Source organism: Microvirga flocculans ATCC BAA-817 (assembly GCF_000518665.1).
GTDB classification, from domain to species: Bacteria; Pseudomonadota; Alphaproteobacteria; order Rhizobiales; family Beijerinckiaceae; genus Microvirga; species Microvirga flocculans.
On sequence record NZ_KI912469.1, the window covers coordinates 306,808 to 323,824 of the forward strand.

15 protein-coding genes are annotated in these 17,017 nt (G+C 60.6%); 9 read left to right on the forward strand and 6 right to left on the reverse strand.

What is annotated here, in order from left to right; translation table 11 throughout:
- Positions 1-39: 39 nt before the first annotated feature.
- On the reverse strand, positions 40-600 hold the full coding sequence (locus L879_RS0119655; protein WP_027317591.1) for a DUF2231 domain-containing protein: 561 nt from the start codon (positions 598-600) through the stop codon (positions 40-42).
- Between the two features lie 193 nt (positions 601-793).
- Here L879_RS0119655 and L879_RS0119660 point away from each other — a divergent pair, with 193 nt between their 5' ends.
- Positions 794-1,921: a GGDEF domain-containing protein gene (locus L879_RS0119660; RefSeq protein ID WP_027317592.1), complete on the forward strand. Its 1,128-nt coding sequence runs from the start codon at positions 794-796 to the stop codon at positions 1,919-1,921.
- 159 nt (positions 1,922-2,080) lie between these two features.
- Positions 2,081-2,452: a cell envelope integrity protein TolA gene (tolA, locus tag L879_RS0119665; RefSeq protein WP_161634688.1), complete on the forward strand. Its 372-nt coding sequence runs from the start codon at positions 2,081-2,083 to the stop codon at positions 2,450-2,452.
- A gap of 124 nt (positions 2,453-2,576) precedes the next feature.
- On the opposite strand, the gene L879_RS23820 is transcribed toward tolA, so the two are convergent.
- Positions 2,577-3,482 carry a calcium-binding protein gene (locus L879_RS23820; RefSeq protein ID WP_051435462.1) on the reverse strand — a complete coding sequence of 302 codons (906 nt, stop codon included), beginning with the start codon at positions 3,480-3,482 and terminating at the stop codon, positions 2,577-2,579.
- 604 nt (positions 3,483-4,086) lie between these two features.
- On the opposite strand from L879_RS23820, the gene L879_RS0119680 reads away from it, so the two are divergent.
- Positions 4,087-4,506, forward strand: coding sequence for a hypothetical protein (locus L879_RS0119680; RefSeq protein WP_027317595.1), 420 nt, complete (start codon positions 4,087-4,089; stop codon positions 4,504-4,506).
- 83 nt (positions 4,507-4,589) lie between these two features.
- On the forward strand, positions 4,590-4,817 hold the full coding sequence (locus L879_RS0119685) for a DUF6894 family protein (protein ID WP_035460196.1): 228 nt from the start codon (positions 4,590-4,592) through the stop codon (positions 4,815-4,817).
- Positions 4,818-4,869: 52 nt separating this feature from the next.
- Here the strand turns inward: L879_RS0119685 and L879_RS0119690 are convergent, their stop codons facing one another.
- Both L879_RS0119690 and L879_RS0119695 read right to left on the reverse strand, forming a co-directional pair.
- Positions 4,870-5,679, reverse strand: a complete 810-nt coding sequence (locus tag L879_RS0119690) for a class I SAM-dependent methyltransferase (protein ID WP_027317597.1) — start codon at positions 5,677-5,679, stop codon at positions 4,870-4,872.
- Between the two features lie 118 nt (positions 5,680-5,797).
- A complete protein-coding gene (locus L879_RS0119695; RefSeq protein ID WP_027317598.1) occupies positions 5,798-6,658 on the reverse strand; it encodes a LysR family transcriptional regulator in 861 nt (286 codons plus the stop codon).
- A gap of 90 nt (positions 6,659-6,748) precedes the next feature.
- Here L879_RS0119695 and L879_RS0119700 point away from each other — a divergent pair, with 90 nt between their 5' ends.
- The 3 genes from L879_RS0119700 to L879_RS0119710 all read left to right on the forward strand — a co-directional run bounded on the left by L879_RS0119700 (position 6,749) and on the right by L879_RS0119710 (position 8,613).
- Entirely contained in the window at positions 6,749-7,051 is a 303-nt protein-coding gene (locus tag L879_RS0119700; RefSeq protein ID WP_035460198.1) for a putative quinol monooxygenase, read from the forward strand.
- A gap of 15 nt (positions 7,052-7,066) precedes the next feature.
- Entirely contained in the window at positions 7,067-7,336 is a 270-nt protein-coding gene (locus L879_RS0119705) for a DUF2798 domain-containing protein (protein ID WP_035460200.1), read from the forward strand.
- 206 nt (positions 7,337-7,542) lie between these two features.
- Positions 7,543-8,613 (forward strand): NAD(P)H-dependent flavin oxidoreductase, encoded by a 1,071-nt coding sequence (locus L879_RS0119710; RefSeq protein ID WP_027317601.1) that lies wholly within the window; start codon positions 7,543-7,545, stop codon positions 8,611-8,613.
- Positions 8,614-8,626: 13 nt separating this feature from the next.
- On the opposite strand, the gene uvrA is transcribed toward L879_RS0119710, so the two are convergent.
- Complete coding sequence (gene uvrA / locus L879_RS0119715) at positions 8,627-11,602, reverse strand: excinuclease ABC subunit UvrA (RefSeq protein ID WP_027317602.1); 2,976 nt, start codon at positions 11,600-11,602, stop codon at positions 8,627-8,629.
- A gap of 283 nt (positions 11,603-11,885) precedes the next feature.
- Between uvrA and L879_RS24540 the strand changes: the two genes are divergently transcribed.
- The gene (locus L879_RS24540; protein ID WP_027317603.1) at positions 11,886-13,826 is read left to right on the forward strand and encodes a hypothetical protein; all 1,941 of its coding nucleotides are present in this window, start codon (positions 11,886-11,888) and stop codon (positions 13,824-13,826) included.
- 775 nt (positions 13,827-14,601) lie between these two features.
- On the opposite strand, the gene L879_RS24545 is transcribed toward L879_RS24540, so the two are convergent.
- A complete protein-coding gene (locus L879_RS24545; protein WP_027317604.1) occupies positions 14,602-15,936 on the reverse strand; it encodes a calcium-binding protein in 1,335 nt (444 codons plus the stop codon).
- Between the two features lie 217 nt (positions 15,937-16,153).
- Between L879_RS24545 and L879_RS0119730 the strand changes: the two genes are divergently transcribed.
- The gene (locus L879_RS0119730) at positions 16,154-16,684 is read left to right on the forward strand and encodes a single-stranded DNA-binding protein (protein ID WP_027317605.1); all 531 of its coding nucleotides are present in this window, start codon (positions 16,154-16,156) and stop codon (positions 16,682-16,684) included.
- Positions 16,685-17,017 lie beyond the last annotated feature (333 nt).

Sequence of the window (17,017 nt, forward strand, 5' to 3'; positions counted from 1 at the left end):
AAGTTTAGCGGCCATGCCTCCAATGGCAAGGCCATGGGCCTAGCGGCTCTGCGCGTTGTCCGTTCCGGTCCGCCGTCCATAGGCCGCAGCAACATCCGGGCGGTCGATCTCCACATGGAATTGCTCGGCCTTGAGGCTGTAGTCGCGGATGGCGCCGATGCCATAGCGATAAGACATCTCACCCCCGAGCCAGCCGCTGAACAGCAGCAGCGCCGTTTGCGCGCCGGACAGCCAGATTCCCCATTCCTGCAATCCCCCGATGGGATTGTAGAGGCGAACCCCGACATTCACGAGAGCCAGAGCGACGACCGTGAGATTGACCGCCATATGGGCCCACGAGATCCAGAGGTTGCGGACGCGATCGATCGTGACGAAGTCGACCATGCCGGGAATTGCCGCGACGACCGCTGTGACGATGCCTGCGATCAGCAGCCAGTAAGCCCCCTGGGCCCAGAAGGGGTCCTGGGTCAGCGTGAAGGCGATATCGGTCCCGAATGCACCGATCAGGAAGGCAATGGGGAATGCGACCAGCATGTGATGAAGCGGGTGGCCGGCAATGGCCGCCGTGCTCTGAACCCCGTGACGGTGATACATGCCCATGACCCAGATTCTCCCGCGGTGCTTCCAGGGAAAATGCTCCAGCCAAGCCTTCGTTCCGTCGACGGAGCGGCGATGAAGATGCCGCTGGACATCGGGTCTGGGATAGGGGATAGCCTAGCGAAAGTTCCGTAACGGAATTCTTCGTGGGAGGAGCCTCTGCGGCAGTCCGATCGCATACAGGCCAGCATCTTCGATGGTTCTTGATCCTGCCACCCTGACGGTTGCCTTCCTTCTGCTGTCGGCCGTGCTAGGCACGCTCCTGATCCTCTCGGGACTGCAGCCTCCCAAAATGAATCCGATGATCTGGTGGGGAAGCAGCTTCTGGCTGCTGACGGTCTCCGTCGGCTGGGCCAATCTCGGACGAGGGCAGCCCAGCTACACGGTTCTGCTCCTGGCCAATACGCTCACGATATCGTCCTATGGGGCCCTGTATGTCGGCTGCCGGATCTTCAACAATCGCAGCGGCATCTTCCTTCCGCTGCTGACCGGAGCAATCGTCTGGATTGCCGTCTTTCCCTTCATCTTCGATTCTCTCGGCTATCGCGTCATTCTCGTCTCCATCGTGACGGGGGTCTATTCCGCCCTGTCCGCCTGGGAGCTGGGACGCCGTAGAGAGCAGACGCTGACCTCTTCCCAGCGCATCGTGGTCCTTCTTCTCGCCTGCCTTTCGTTTTTCAGTTTCCTGAGGGCACTGCTGGGCTTCTCCGTCACGTCCGTTGCCTGGATCGACAGCTTTGCCAGGCGCTGGTCGTCGGAACTGGCACTGTTCTTGGTGGTTTTCGGGCCGGCCCTGGCCTTTATGTTGTTGTCCATGACGAAGGAGCGGCTGAAGCTCGAGTACAAGAATGCGGCCCTCATCGATTCCTTGACGGGCATCGCAAACCGTCGCGCCTTCTTCCAGAACGCCTCTATCCTGCTCGACCGGCTGGGTGGAAAGCCTGCGAGCTGCCTCCTGTTCGACCTCGACAACTTCAAGGCGATCAACGACCGCCACGGCCACGATGCCGGCGACCGTATACTGTCACTCTTCGCCCGGATCTTGGAGGAGCACATGCCGAAGAACACCTTCGGCCGTCTCGGTGGGGAGGAGTTTGCCGCCGTCCTCGCGGTCGGGTCCCAAGAGGCCGCTGTGCTGGCGGAGAGGATCCGCGATGCCTTCGCGCAGGCCGGAGGAGCGGTGCTCGGATCGGATCAGGAGGTGACGGTCAGCGCAGGCTGCGCAACCGCCTCAGGCGCCACCGTCGAAGCCCTGCTGCAACGGGCCGATCGTGCGCTCTATCGGGCCAAGGAAAGAGGCCGGAACCTTGTAGTGGCGGCCTGAGCGAATATCACTCCGGCGTCGGAGATGCCGAAGGAAGAGCATAGCCGGGAGACATGAAATGATATTGCTATAAGTCCGACGTTAATGATAGCACATCGTGCAGTATTCGCTCGCTCGAGACGACACGCTCATTGTGTGGAGAGCGGCAGGGAAGGTGCGATGAAGCGTTCCATGTTTCGTGCCCCGGTTCTCGCTCTTGCTTTGGGTGCGCTGGGCTTGGGCCTGGCGGGTTGTGTCACTACGGCCGACAAGCGGTCGGACCTCGTGATGATCTTCATGACGCAGATCAAGCATTGCTACCTACTTCCCGCGGCGGCCATAGGTGGGGAAGGTGTCACCCTCGAGGTGAGGCTCAACAAGGACGGGTCCTTGGAACAGTCGCCGAAGGTGCTGCATGGTCAGGCAGATTCCGCACAGGCACAGGCGGCATTAAACGCCGTCAAGCGATGCACGCCTTTCGCCATCCCTCAAAACATCGTCTCCCGCTATCCTCAATGGAAAGTCATGAGGATCGCGTTCAACACAAACTGAGGATATTGCCGGTGTCTCCCCTTTCCCTTTATAGGACAGGAGCCTCACCCTATAGGCGAGGCTCCCGCGAGTGCGTTCGGCCGTCACGCCGTCATGGCGCAGCCGCCTAGGCCGTTTGAAGCCTTCAGAGCAGGAACCAATCGGCTGTCACGCCGACCTGCTCGATGTGGATGATGCCTTCCGCATCCGTGTCCGAGTCGGTGTTCAGAGCAACGTAGGTATCGCCGTTGCTGGTTGCGATCCTGACCTGACCGGCTTCGGAAAAGGCGCTTGTCCCAATGAAGTCGAAGGTCTGGTTGCCCGCCGTGTCGGTATCGGCGTCGATGCGTCTCAGGTCCACGCGATCGCCATCGGCAAACGAGAAGTCGCCGATGTAATCGGCGGTGGCATTGGTGCTGCCCGTATCCGTAACGGACTGGAAGATGAACCGGTCCGCTCCGTTGCCGCCCCAGAGATCGTCCTGACCGGCACCTCCGTTGATCGCATCGGCTCCGTTGGAGCCATAAAGAAGATCATCACCGGCGTTGCCGCTCAGACGGTCGTTGCCGGCATTCCCATCGAGAGCGTCATTCCCGTCGCCGCCGATGATCCTGTCGTTGTCGGCGCCGCCGGAGAGGAAGTCGTTGCCGGCCTGTCCATTGAGGAGATCCTGGCCGCTATTTCCATACAGAAAATCGGTGCCGTCGCCACCATAGAGCTGGTCGTTGCCTGCGTCTCCCGCAGCGGCGTCGTCTCCAAGCCCGCCATAGATCGTATCCCTGCCGTCGTTGCCGAACAGTATGTCGTTGTCGGCATCGCCTCGGATCAGATCGCGGCCGTCGCCGCCTGTGATGAAGTCGATGCCGTTGCCGCCTTGCAAGGCGTCGTTGCCGTCATTCCCGGCAATCCAATCGTTATCGGCTCCGCCAAAGATATTGTCCCGACCGTCGCGGCCCAGAAGGATATCGTTTCCGCCGAGGCCGTTGATCACATCCGCATTGTTGGTGCCAACGAGTCTGTCGGCTTCCGCTGTCCCATTGAAGGTCGCCATCTTCTCGGTCCTTTCGTAAACATGTGAATAGCTACGCACGGCAAACAAAAAACATCGAGAGCATCGCGGTTTGCGGCCACGTTTATTCCGATGCTTTTGTCCAGACACGAATTTTTTGGGCCGCGAATTGTTCCGAATAAAAGTATTATTTCAGTTTATTTTCTCGATATGGCCTCAATGTGCATAATAATTGCACGGTATTGCCAAAATTTGAGATATGAATATTTATAATGATGTTTTATTTATTGATATTATTTTCCATTTTAAGATAATTTTCTGTTTGGAGCCGTGGCCGTGTCTGAGCATGTTCGGACTGAGGCTAAAAGCCTGTGCCAACGTAGTTGTCGTCACCCTAGAGGCCGAATTGCTCGCCACATGGCTTGCGGAGCTGCTGAAAAGGCGCCGGCCAAGCCAAGTGGCTGCCTACGCTTTGGCTCTCTTCGGCGACCGACGAGAGGACCGTCTCGTTCACATCTCCTTCCTGTAAGAGGAAGGCGCGTTCGAGAAAAAGGATCCCCAAGATGCGATTTGCGCATTACTCTGCGTTAAGTTCTCGCAGGCAGAGTATGTCATCGTTTACAAGGGAAGTAGGGTCGGGGCGGTCATGACAGAGGAAGAGATCGAAGCCGTCGCGGAGGAACTGGCCAAAGCCGGAGGCACATCCTGGTATCCGGGCCGCACGCGCGGCGCGCTCCTGAGGCCCGTCAGCGAACGTTACCGGGACCGGGCAAGGCTGGCGATTGCAGCCCTTGATCGGGTGAGGGCTGGGATGGCTGCTGCTGCGGCATCGTCGGAAACGCGGCCGCGAAGCACCGGGGAACCCACCGGAGAGCCCGACCGGATCCAGGAAGGCGCGACCGTGGTCTACCGTCCGCCGGGCGATCAACGGGCGGTCGCCTGCACTGTTGCCCGCATCGAAGCCGGTCGGGCCTATCTGGTCCCACTGCCTCGTCCGGATATCGGCTGGGTCTCTTTGGAGGGGCTTCACCCCTTGGAGGAGGGGGCTGCTCCTAAAGACGAATGATCTGCCAAGCCGGAAGGTCGCTTCACTTCGCGTCCGAAACCCGGTAGCTGATTCATTGGGGCAACGGGGTGGATGGTTCTGAAATGCGGTGTTTCTTCCACCTCGTGAACGATCACGAAGAGATCGTCGACAATACCGGGATCGATGTGAGCGATCTCGAGAACGCCAAGACCCAGGCGCTCGTTGCCATCAAGGAATTGCGTCAGGAAATCGGCGAGGATGCGCAGGACTGGTCAGGCTGGCGTCTCGACATCGTCTGCTCCCTTGGGACGCTGCTCCATTCCCTGCCGCTCGTCGAAACGGTGCATTGAACGCGCCCGAGGAAGCAATTCGCGTCGTGCCTGAGGGTCTCTGGGCTTCACCTTAACGATAGGCCGTCACCACGAGGGCGCTCATGCGGTTCTCGATAGATGCAGACCCGAACGTGCGCGCGAGGGCATCTGTAACCTTGGCGGTGACTTCGTCGAGACGGTTCGGGGCGCGTGCCTCGATTTCGTTGCGCAGCGGCGAGCCCTGACAGAGACCCGTCGCCGGCTCCCGGGCGGACGGAGCGTGGTTGATCTTGTCGACGACATCGATGTCGACCGTCTCGAAACCTGCCTGCTGAACTTCGCCGAGAATCCGGTCGGGGTCGAAATAACCGAACGGCACCCGTTCGATGAAGCGGGGCGGGTCATCGGGAAAAAACTGCGCGACCGCATCCGAGACGACGCGGCTTACGGCATTCCGGTCGAGGGAGTTCCAAACGCTGAACAGGAAGCGGCCGCCGGGCTTGAGCAGCCGCAGCGCCTCGCGATAGCCTGCGAGCTTGTCGGGCAAGAACATCACGCCGAACTGGCAGACCACCGCATCGAAGCTGTTGTCCTCGAAGGGCAGCGCCTGGGCATCGGCCTGTCGCCACGCGACGTTGGCAGCCTGCAGCTTCGTGCGCGCGTGGTCGAGCATCGCCTGGTTGAGATCGGTTGCGACGATTTCGACACGCGGCGTCAGGACCTTTGCGAGGGCGCGGGTGACGATGCCGGTTCCCGCTGCCGTCTCCAGGATGCGGCCCTGCGCGATGTCTTTCACCCGCGCAGCCATGTCCTCCGCATAGGGTTCGAAGAACAGGGGGCCGAGATAGCGTTCGTAGAGTTCGGGAATTGAGCCTGAAAAGGCAGCATCGGAGGCGGTCATCGTTCCCTCCATCGCTAAAGACACAATGATCGCCCCAAAATCGTCGGTGAACAAGCGAAAACGCCGTGGCCCTTAATGGCAGAAGCGAAGTTTCGTTGGCGGTCTCGTTCCCGGTCTCTCAGGCTTCGGCTTTTTCCGCCCGCAGGCATTCGGCGAGGAAGGTCGCGACGGCCGATACGGCGGCGTTGCCCCGCAGATCCTTGTGAAAGGTCAGCCACACATCCCGCGCGATGGACCTTCCCTCGGGATCGGCATCCTGAAGGTTGCCGACCTTGCCCATGAAGCTCGGCAGGGCTGCGATGCCCACATGCGCCACGGCAGCGGCATGCTGGATCGCCATCTCGTTCGTTCGAAAGACGATCGGGCGCGGTCCGGCGAGTTTCTTGAGCCAGACCTGATGGGGCGCATCCTCCAAGCTTTCGTCGAATCCGATGAAGCCGAACCGATCCTCCTGTCTTGAGGCGAGGTATTCCGGCGAGCCGTAAAGCCGGTAGGTGATCGTCCCGATTTTCCGCGCGACGAGCGACATCTCGCCCGGACGCGACAATCGCACGGCCAGGTCGGCTTCGCGTCGCGGCAGCGAAACGGTTCGGCTCTCGCCCATCAGGCGCAGGTGCAGGCGCGGGTTTGACGACATGAATTTCGCAAGATGCGGAGCGATCACGTGAGAGGCAATGACCGGCGGCGCACTCACGGAGATCTCGGTAAAGGTCTCGTCTTGGCGGGCGTGGACCGTTCGCTCCATGGCGAAAGCCTCGGCCTCCATGCGCCGCGCATGTTCTGCGACCTGCTCCCCGTCAGGGGTCAGGGTGTAGCGCCCGGACCTCCGGTCGACCAGTTTGACGCCGATAGCGGCTTCCAGAGCCGCCACGCGTCGGGCCACCGTCGCATGTTCGATCCGCAGGCGCCGTGCGGCGGCCGACAAGGATCCTTCGTCGGCGAGGGCGATGAAGTGCCGAAGGTCGTCCCAGTCGATCATTCCCGATTTTCTCACAGTCAGGGGGAAGTTTTGCGGAATTTCGCACAGGCCTCGCTCGGGGCAAAGAGAGAAACCCTCAAGGAGGAGAGAATGTCCCATCACGCTTCCATACCGAATATCCGCAAAATCGTCCGCATCGAGGCCAAGGCCGGCCTTGCGGACCAGATGCGCGCGGCGCTGCTCGAACTGGAACGGGCCACCCGGCCGGAGCCGGGATGCCGCGAGTTCATGTTTTTCCAGGCTCTCGACAATCCGGGGTTGTTCCTCCTCGTCGAGGACTTTGCCAATGCCGCGGCTCTGGAGGAGCACATGAAGCTTCCCCATACGCAGAAGTTCTTCAGCCTTGGCCTGGCGGCCTCCGTGAAGCCTATCGATCCGGCGTGGATGTCTTAACGAAAGGCTGAAATCATGTCTGTCTCCATCGTTCGCAAGCGTGGCTTCCGGAAGCTCCCGGCAAAGACCCACGCCATCATGTTCCCGTTGATCCTCTCGCTGCTCATGTCCGGTGTCGTTTCGACGATCGCAACGCTCAAGGCAGTCGGGCTGGAGGCAGGAATCGTTCCGAGAATCCTTCAAGCCTGGGGGCTGTCCTATGCAATTGCGTTTCCGACGGCCCTTCTCGTGATGCCGGTCGTCCGGAGGATCGTCGGGGCTCTCGTCGAGACGCCCGGGCGATAAGCGGATCGGTGCCGTCGCTCTGCGGTTCGACGGAGAGCAGCGGACCGGCGCTAAGCTCGAGCCTGCCTGAGGCCCGCTCCCATATGCCCCGAAAGCGTATTCTCATATCGCCGGGGATGGCTTAGCACTGACTTTCACAAAGCGGGTGTCGGCGGTGACGATCGGCGTCACCGTTGCGCCCCTCTCTCGACGGAAAGGCAGCCGCCATGTGGAAGGACCGGCGAATTCTCGATCTCTTGAGAATCGAACTTCCGATCATTCAGGCTCCCATGGCCGGAGCTAATTTGTCCGACATGGCCATTGCGGTCTCGGAAGCCGGTGGATTGGGCTCTCTGCCCTGCGCTATGCTCAGCCTCGACAAGGCCAGGGAAGAACTCTCCCGGATCCGGTTGAAGACGTCGAAACCCATCAACGTCAATTTCTTCTGCCATCGCTCGCCCGCCGTCGATGCCGGACGGGAGGCGGCCTGGAAACGGCGCCTGAAGGATTATTATCTGGAGCTTGGGCTCGATCCGGACATGCCGACGCCCCCTTCGACGCGTGCGCCCTTCGATGAGGCTTTTCTAGGCCTGGTCGAGGAGTTCAGGCCGGAGGTCGTGAGCTTTCACTTCGGTTTGCCGCAGCGGGGTTTGCTGGAACGCGTGAAGAAGACGGGCGCCAGGGTCCTGTCCTCGGCGACGACGGTCGACGAGGCGCGCTGGCTCGAAGACGAGGGATGTGATGCCATCATCGCGCAGGGCTTCGAAGCCGGCGGCCATCGCGGCATCTTTCTGAGCGACGACCTGTCGACCCAGGTCGGCACCATGGCCCTGGTGCCGCAGGTGGCCGATGCGGTGAAGGTGCCCGTCATCGCGGCCGGAGGAATTGCCGATTCACGAGGCATCGTGGCGGCTTTCGCCTTGGGAGCATCGGCGGTGCAGATCGGCACCGCCTACCTGCTCACCCCGGAGGCCACGATATCCCCGGTTCACAGGCAGGCTTTGAAAAGCGCCGAGGTGGAGAAGACGGCGCTGACGAACCTTTTTACCGGTCGCCCGGCACGCGGCATCGTCAACCGGCTCATGCGGGAGGCGGGCCCTCTCTCCGAGCTTGCGCCGGAATTCCCGCTCGCGGGCGGCGCGGTCGCCCCCTTGCGTCAGAAATCGGAGCCTCTCGGTTCGGGAGACTTCATGCCTCTGTGGGCGGGGCAGGCGGCTCCCCTGAGCCGTGAACTTTCCGCCGGCGAGTTGACGAAGCTGCTGGCCGAGGAGACTTTAGGGCGCCTCTCGTCCCGTTGAGAACGCGGCAGGCTTATTCCGCCGCCTGCCGCGTCACCTTCTTTTTCGCCGGCTCCTTCTTGGACGCTTCCTTCGTGCCCGCGTTCTTCTTCAAGGGCCTGCGCTCCAGAACCTCCTTGAGGAAGCGGCCGGTGTGGCTGGCCTTGGAGGCGGCGATGTCCTCGGGCGTGCCCTGCGCGACGATCCGGCCGCCGCCGTCGCCGCCCTCGGGGCCCATGTCGATGACCCAGTCGGCGGTCTTGATGACCTCGAGGTTGTGCTCGATCACTACCACCGTGTTGCCCTGGTCGACGAGCTCGTGCAGCACTTCCAGAAGCTTCGCCACGTCGTGGAAGTGCAGGCCCGTGGTGGGCTCGTCGAGGATGTAGAGCGTGCGGCCGGTGGCGCGCTTTGACAGCTCCTTCGACAGCTTCACGCGCTGCGCCTCGCCGCCGGAGAGCGTCGTAGCCTGCTGTCCCACATGCACGTAGTCGAGGCCCACGCGGGCCAGCGTCTGCATCTTCTCGCGGATCGACGGAACGGCCTTGAACAGCTCGCGGGCTTCCTCCACCGTCATATCGAGCACATCGGCGATGGATTTCTCGCGGTACTTCACCTCCAGCGTCTCGCGATCGTAGCGTTTGCCCTTGCACACGTCGCAGGTGACGTAGACATCGGGCAGGAAGTGCATCTCGATCTTGATCACGCCGTCGCCGGTGCAGGCCTCGCAGCGCCCACCCTTCACATTGAAGGAGAAGCGGCCCGCCTGGTAGCCGCGTGCCTTCGCTTCGGGAAGGCCTGCGAACCATTCGCGGATCGGCGTGAAGGCGCCGACATAGGTCGCCGGGTTCGAGCGCGGCGTGCGGCCGATGGGCGACTGGTCGATGTCGATGACCTTGTCGAGGTGCTCCAGGCCGTCGAGGCGCTCGTGCGGGGCCGGATGCTCCAGCGCGCCGTTGAGCTTGCGCGCCACGGCCTTGTAGAGCGTGTCGATAACGAGTGTGGACTTGCCGCCGCCGGAAACGCCGGTGATGCAGGTGAAGGTGCCGAGCGGAATCTCCGCCGTCACGTTTTTCAGGTTGTTGCCCTTCGCGCCGACCACTCTCAGCATGCGCTTCGGATCGCGCTTGCGGCGCTTTTCCGGCACCTTCACGGACATCTCGCCCGTGAGATACTTCCCTGTCAGGGATTTCGGATTCGCCATGATCTCGTCCGGCGTTCCCTCGGCGACGATCTTGCCGCCGTGGATGCCCGCGCCGGGGCCGATGTCGAACACGTAATCGGCCTGGAGGATCGCATCCTCGTCGTGCTCCACCACGATCACCGTGTTGCCGAGGTCGCGCAGGCGCTTCAATGTGCCGAGCAGCCGCTCGTTGTCGCGCTGATGCAGGCCGATGGACGGCTCGTCGAGCACATAGAGAACGCCGGTCAGGCCCGAGCCGATCTGCGAGGCCAGACGGATGCGCTGGCTCTCGCCGCCCGACAGGGTGCCGGAGGAGCGGGCGAGAGTGAGGTATTCCAGGCCCACATCGACCAGGAAGGTGAGACGCTCGCGGATTTCCTTCAGGATGCGGCCGGCGATCTCGTTCTGCTTCTTGGTGAGCTTCTTCGAGAGCGCACCGAACCATTCGTGCGCGTCCTTCACGGACAGCGCCGTGGCGTCGCCGATGTCGGACCCTGCGATCTTCACCGCCAGCGCCTCGGGCTTCAGGCGCTTGCCGCCGCAGGCGTCGCAGGGCGTCTCGCTCATGAAGCGGCCGATCTCCTCGCGCGCCCAGTCGCTCTCGGTTTCCTTGTAGCGGCGTTCGAGGTTGGGGATCACGCCCTCGAAGGGCTTGCGCACTTCATAGGCCCGCAAGCCGTCGTCATAGGCCATACGGATCGCCTCGCCGTCAGAACCGTAGAGGATGACCTCGCGCACCTTTTCCGGCAGCTCCTCCCAGGGCTTCGTCATGGACGCCTTGTAGTGCTTGGTGATCGCCTCCAGCGTCTGGCCGTAATAGGGGGAGCTGGATTTCGCCCAGGGCAGGATGGCGCCGCGCTTGAGGGACAAGCTCTCGTCCACCACGAGCGCGGGATCGATGCGCATCTCGTGCCCGATGCCTCCGCAGGTCGGGCAGGCGCCGAAGGGATTGTTGAACGAGAACAGGCGCGGCTCGATCTCGGGGATCGTGAAGCCGGAAACCGGGCAGGCGAACTTGGAGGAGAAGACGATGCGCTTCGCCTGTCCCTTCTCGTCCTTCTCGTCGGCATATTCGATGACGGCGATGCCGTCGGTCAACTCGAGCGCCGTCTCGAAGGAATCCGCCAGGCGCGCGGCAATGTCGGCGCGCACCACGATGCGGTCCACCACCACGTCGATGTCATGCTTGAACTTCTTGTCGAGGGCAGGGGCCTCGTCGATGGCGTAGTACTCGCCGTCGATCTTCAGGCGCTGAAAGCCCTTCTTCTGGAACTCGGCGATTTCCTTGCGGTACTCGCCCTTGCGGCCGCGCACCACGGGGGCCAGCAGATAGAGGCGGGTCTTTTCCGGCAGCTCCAGCACCCGGTCCACCATCTGGCTCACGGTCTGGCTCTCGATGGGCAGGCCCGTCGCGGGGGAATAGGGAATGCCGACGCGCGCCCAGAGCAGGCGCATGTAGTCGTAGATCTCGGTGACGGTGCCGACCGTCGAGCGCGGGTTCTTCGAGGTGGTCTTCTGCTCGATGGAGATGGCGGGCGAGAGGCCGTCGATCTGGTCCACGTCCGGCTTCTGCATCATCTCAAGGAACTGGCGGGCGTAAGCGGAGAGGGACTCCACGTAGCGCCGCTGCCCCTCGGCATAGATCGTGTCGAAGGCGAGCGACGACTTGCCGGAGCCGGACAGCCCCGTGAACACCACGAACTTGTCCCGCGGGACCATGAGGTCGACGTTCTTGAGATTGTGCTCCCGCGCCCCGCGCACGGAGATCACGCGCGCATCCGGATCGCCCGCCTTGGCGCGGTTGAACAATTCGTCGAGTTTAGCCATGGCCAGCTTAGCCTTAAGTGAGGAAGATCGGCCCTGAGCGGCCGGCCCCCGGATATGTGACGACCCGTCCGCCAGCGCAATGCGGCGGATGATTCCAGGTCTCGAATCCTAGAACAAAGAGGGTACGGGATCAACGGTGCATGAGATGGCGTGACCGGTCCATCTACACCTCTCGGGCTGCCGATGTGACCCTGCCATGTGCGGGATGGTCTCAAAGAATGCGTCTTGTCAAATCATATAACGTTGCGTTAGCAGGATGGTCTGTCCAGATGATGAGGATAAGATGACCCTTGTTGTTGCCCCCACAGGCGAAACCCGCATCAATACAACGACTTCCAATAACCAGGACCAGCCTGTCATTGCCTCGTTGAGCGATGGGGGCTGGGTCGTTACATGGCGCTCCGAGAGCCAGGATGGCTCCGGAACCGGGATTTACCAGCAGCGCTACGCGGCGAACGGTCTCGCAATCGGGGGCGAGATCCTCGTCAACAGGACGACGGCGAACAATCAGACCGTACCCAAGGTGACCGGGTTGTCGGATGGTGGCTGGCTCGTGGTCTGGGAGAGCCCCGATGGCGCCGGCTCCGGCATCTATCAGCAGCGCTACAACCAGTATGGCCTCAAGGTCGGCCCCGAGACCCGCGTCAACACCACGACGGCCAACAATCAGCAGGAGCCGACAGTTACGGCTCTCGTCGGCGGAGGGTGGGTGGTCACGTGGGCTTCAGAATTTCAAGATGGGTCTGGTTTTGGCGTTTACCAGCAGCGTTATGGCGCGAACGGTTACCCCATTGGAACGGAAAAGCTTGTAAACACAGTCACGCTCGACACTCAGTGGAAGCCCTCTGTCACGGCGCTTGCCGACGGGGGCTGGATCGTAACATGGGAACAACTAGGGACTATTGCCAACAGGTTCGACATCAAGCAACAGCGCTATGATGCAGATGGCTGGACGGTTGATGATGAGACCAGGGTCAACATTCCCATCGAGGGAGATCAGGTGTCCTCAAGGGTGACCGCTCTGAAGGATGGCGGTTGGGTCGTGACCTGGACTTCATTCGGGCAGGACGGCTCCGATAACGGGATTTATCTGCAGCGCTACGCCGTTAACGGCCAGAAGGTCGGCGGCGAAATCCTGGTCAACACAACGACAGCCGGAAACCAAAGTGCCTCCTTCGTCACGGCGCTCGCCGATGGCGGCTGGGTCGTCACATGGACATCCGGTTCCACCGGTGACGCAACTGCCGATGTCTACCAACAGCGTTTTGCGGCAAACGGCGCGAAGATTCAGGGTGAAAGGCTCGTGAATACCTTCACGGCCGGTAACCAGATCGCAACCTCGGTCACGGCCCTGAAGGATGGAAGCTGGATCGTCGCTTGGCAGTCCATGGATCAGGACGGTGCCGGCTGGGGCACATATCAGCAGCGTTTTACCGCCGCCGGTCAGGCCGTCGGGCCGACGACGCCCACGGGTCTGAGCCTGTCCGGAAACGCCGTGAACGAGTGCGCGGCCGCGGCAACTCAGATCGGTCAGCTTGTCGTCCAGTCATACGTGACGGATCCAGGCTTGACCTATTCTCTGCTCGACAGCGCAGGCGGTCGGTTCTCCCTCAGCAGCAAGGGCGTGCTGAGCGTGAAGGATGGGGTGCGCCTCGATTACGAACAGGCTGCCTCTCACAGCATCCTTGTCGAGGTGAAGGATTCGTGGGGAAGCTCCTATAAAACATGGCTCAGCGTTTCCGTTCGCGATGTTGCTTCTGAGAGAGTCAGCGGAAGTTCCGGCTCCGATCTGCTGAAAGGCGGCTCCGGGAGAGATGCATTCAAGGGCGGGGCAGGCAATGACACGCTTTGGGGAGGCTTGGGGAACGATACCCTGCAGGGTGACGCTGGGAGAGATGCCTTCGTGTTCGATACCAAGCCGAACGGAAGCTCCAACAAGGACAAGATCGCGGACTTCAAGGTGAAGGACGACGCGATCTGGCTCGACAACAAGGTCTTCACCAAGCTCGGCAAGGCAGGCTCCGAGACGAAGCCCGCGCAGCTGAAGAAGGACTTCTTCACCGTCGGCGCCAAGGCCAAGGACAAGAACGACTACCTCGTCTACGACAAGGCCAAGGGCTTCCTGTACTATGACGCCGACGGCTCCGGAAAAGGCAAGGCGGTAGAGGTCGCCACCCTCTCCAAGAACCTCAATATGACCTACAAGGACTTCTTCATTATCTGAGTAGAATTTATAGCATCGGGCTCAAAAGTAGATAGGCTCTTTTGGAATCGATCCGCTGCTCCTTTCTTATATAAGCGCATCGTTGAGAGCGGACCTCTGGGGCCGCACGATGCACTGGAAAAAGGAGCGAATGCCTTTGTATCCCGCTCCTCAGACTTCTAACAATTTCCGTCGTGTTTTGATTCTAAGCTGAGGCGGCGTAGCCGGCATCGAGCTCCATTGTCGTAACGATAAGCCGAAACGGATGCGTCCTAGTCAAGGCAGGTAAGATAGGAACCTGTCGTGTACACTCATGGGCGTCACGAGGGTATTGGCGATAAGGCTGACTTGTCTCTACGACCCTGCAAGGATGTCCTGCGCAATCGTTTCGTTCTGGTAGTGCCAGCGTCGGAATTAGCTCGGGGAGGCGAGGCTTCGAACCCCTTCTCGATGAGTTTGGGCTAATTAGGGGAGGCGAAGATTACCTTGATCGTCAAGGCGCTTTTCGTCGGCGTCTTCTCGGGGTACGTTCGGGATGCCGGTGTTGCGTGAGATAAAGCTCGGGTCGAGCTGCGCGCCGCCATTGTCCATTCAATGAAAGGGCACATTGAGATCGAGGATAAAGCAAAAGCAGTCGTTGAGATCGCAGATGGTCGCACGAGAAACCAGCACCTTGATTGCGGCCTGTTCGGAAGTCGGCGATTCAGCATAGCCCACGGAATCAAATCCCCCAGCAATAATCGGGGGCGGCAGCCCAAGGCCCGCTATCGGCGGGCCTTGGGGGAGCGAGCCAAGCTCAGATCACGAAAACGAAGTCTGCTGCCTTGAGAGACACCTTATTGGCCAGGGTCGCTACGAGTTCGAGATCGGAATTCACGCCTAAACCATCGGCGTCGACGTAAAGCTTGCCGTCGTCAGTGTCGTAGAGAAACTGCGCCAGAGCCGAGGTGGCTTTGGGGTCGGTTCCGACGATGAGCGGATTTGTCGGATCGAAGGTGGCAGAGACAGTTTTTTGCAGATTGGAATCGTAGTAAGTGAAGTTGTTAGCGCGTATGAAGAAGACGTCGTCTTTCCCGTAAAAGTCTGCAATCGTGCTTGCCGAGCCTTGTGTCAGTATGAATTGGTCGTCTCCCTTGCCGCCGATGAGAGTCACGTCGCCGGAGCCGCTCAGTTTGTCGTCCCCTGCGCCGCCATTGACGACGATCCCATTAGCCGGATTTTCTAAGTTGAATCCGAAAGCATGAAGATTGTCGTTACCCTTGCCGCCGTTGATCACGCCGGACTTGCCATAGCCATTGATCGTGTCATTGCCTTTTGAGCCCGTGACGACGCTCCCGACATCCATATCAAGGATAGAAGCGCTGACCTTCTCGAACTGCCCGGCTTTAATGCCTAGGAAGCCGATATCGGCGGCACTATTGCCAGTGACTTTCGAGAAGTTGAACGAATGAACAGTGTTATCGGTCGACCTCGCACTGAGGTTCAGTCGGAGCGTGTCGACGCCCTTACCGCCTATCGCGTTGTCCCCGACGTCGACTATGACCGTATCATTGCCGTTGCCACCCAGCAGCCTATCCTTGCTCGACACATACGGTATTGTGGGGTCCGTGCTGGGAATGGGGTCGGTGCCGTCGAGGAAGTCGTCGCCATCGCCACCAGACAGATAGTCGTTGCCGGCTCCGCCGATCAGGTCGTCATCACCTTTGCCGCCGTCGAGACGGTCGTTACCCTCGTGCCCGGACAGATCATCATTTTCGTCTCCGCCGTAGAGCTTGTCGTTGCCCTCTCCACCATTGAGCACGTCGTTGCCCAACTCTCCATAAAGAGCGTCATTGCCCTCGTCGCCAATAAGGAAATCCTTGCCCACGCCGCCATAGAGCTTGTCATTGCCGAGGCTGCCATAAAGATCGTCGTTTCCTAGGCCGCCGAGTGCCTTATCCGATCCGAGTCCGCCATAGATGGCGTCGTTGCCATCGCCACCGGTCAGGTTGTCGCTGCCGTCGCCTCCATAGATGTAGTCATCTCCGTCGCGGCCATCGAAATTGTCCTTGAATTTCGAGCCGAAGAAGAAATCGTCCGTCTTGCTCCCCTTAAGAGTCTTCTGTTTCTTGGTGATGCGGTAGGTAGTCATTCGGTCCTCCAGATTATGGCAAGTGAATGACATGTTATTATATTATTATCAATCATTGATTGCATAATCTGTAAAATCTTCGCGAAACTGGTGTGGCTGACTTTTCAGAAACTAGGCGCCATGAGTTGGGGACAGGCCTGTGCAGAACTCTGCCCTTAGCTTGCCCCGGGGCTCCTTCGGCTTCAGAACAGCCTCCTGAGAACGAGGAGTGGCTCCGATGGCGGGCAGTGTGAACAAGGTGATCTTGGTGGGCAATCTGGGGCGCGACCCGGAGGTGCGTCGTCTGTCGAACGGGGAGCCTGTGGTGAACCTGCGGATTGCCACGTCGGAGACCTGGAAGGACAAGGCGACGGGCGAGCGCAAAGAGAAGACCGAGTGGCACTCGGTGGTGATTTTCAACGAGAACCTGGCGCGGGTGGCTGAGCAGTACCTGAAGAAGGGCTCGAAGGTGTATGTCGAGGGCCAGCTGCAGACGCGCAAGTGGACCGACCAGAGCGGCCAGGAGAAGTACACCACCGAGGTGGTGCTGCAGCGCTTCCGCGGCGAGCTGACGATTCTGGACAGCCGCGGGAGCGGCGGCGGCTCGGACTATGCCGACGAGGAGCCCGGCCAGATCAGAAGCGGCGGCGATTTCGGGCGCTCTCCCTCCCAGGACCGACGCCCGGCGCCGTCCTTCGGCGGTGGCAGCAGCGGAGGAAGCGGGGGCGGCTCCCGCTACAACGACCTGGACGACGACATTCCCTTCTAGCGATTGCGCGACCGGGCACATGGGGAAAGGGCCGCTATGGTTGGCGGCCTTTTCTGCATGATACGCGGCACGCAATGTCCGGTGCCCTGTCTGATTGTCCCAGCTATAAAAGTCAACGTTTTCAGGTAAGTATTGGGAAATCTTGGTAGTTAGGCGGCTTCTGATCCTTAACAGAATGTTATGGCTTCGCTTGTATATGAGAGAATATGCTCTTGGTGCAGGGCTGGATTGATCCGCAAAACGGAAAACTTACCTTGCGTCCCTGCACGGAAACTGCTCCTTTAGGCGCGGACATGGAGTGGGCCAGGGCTCAGTTTTGAGAAATTCTACCAA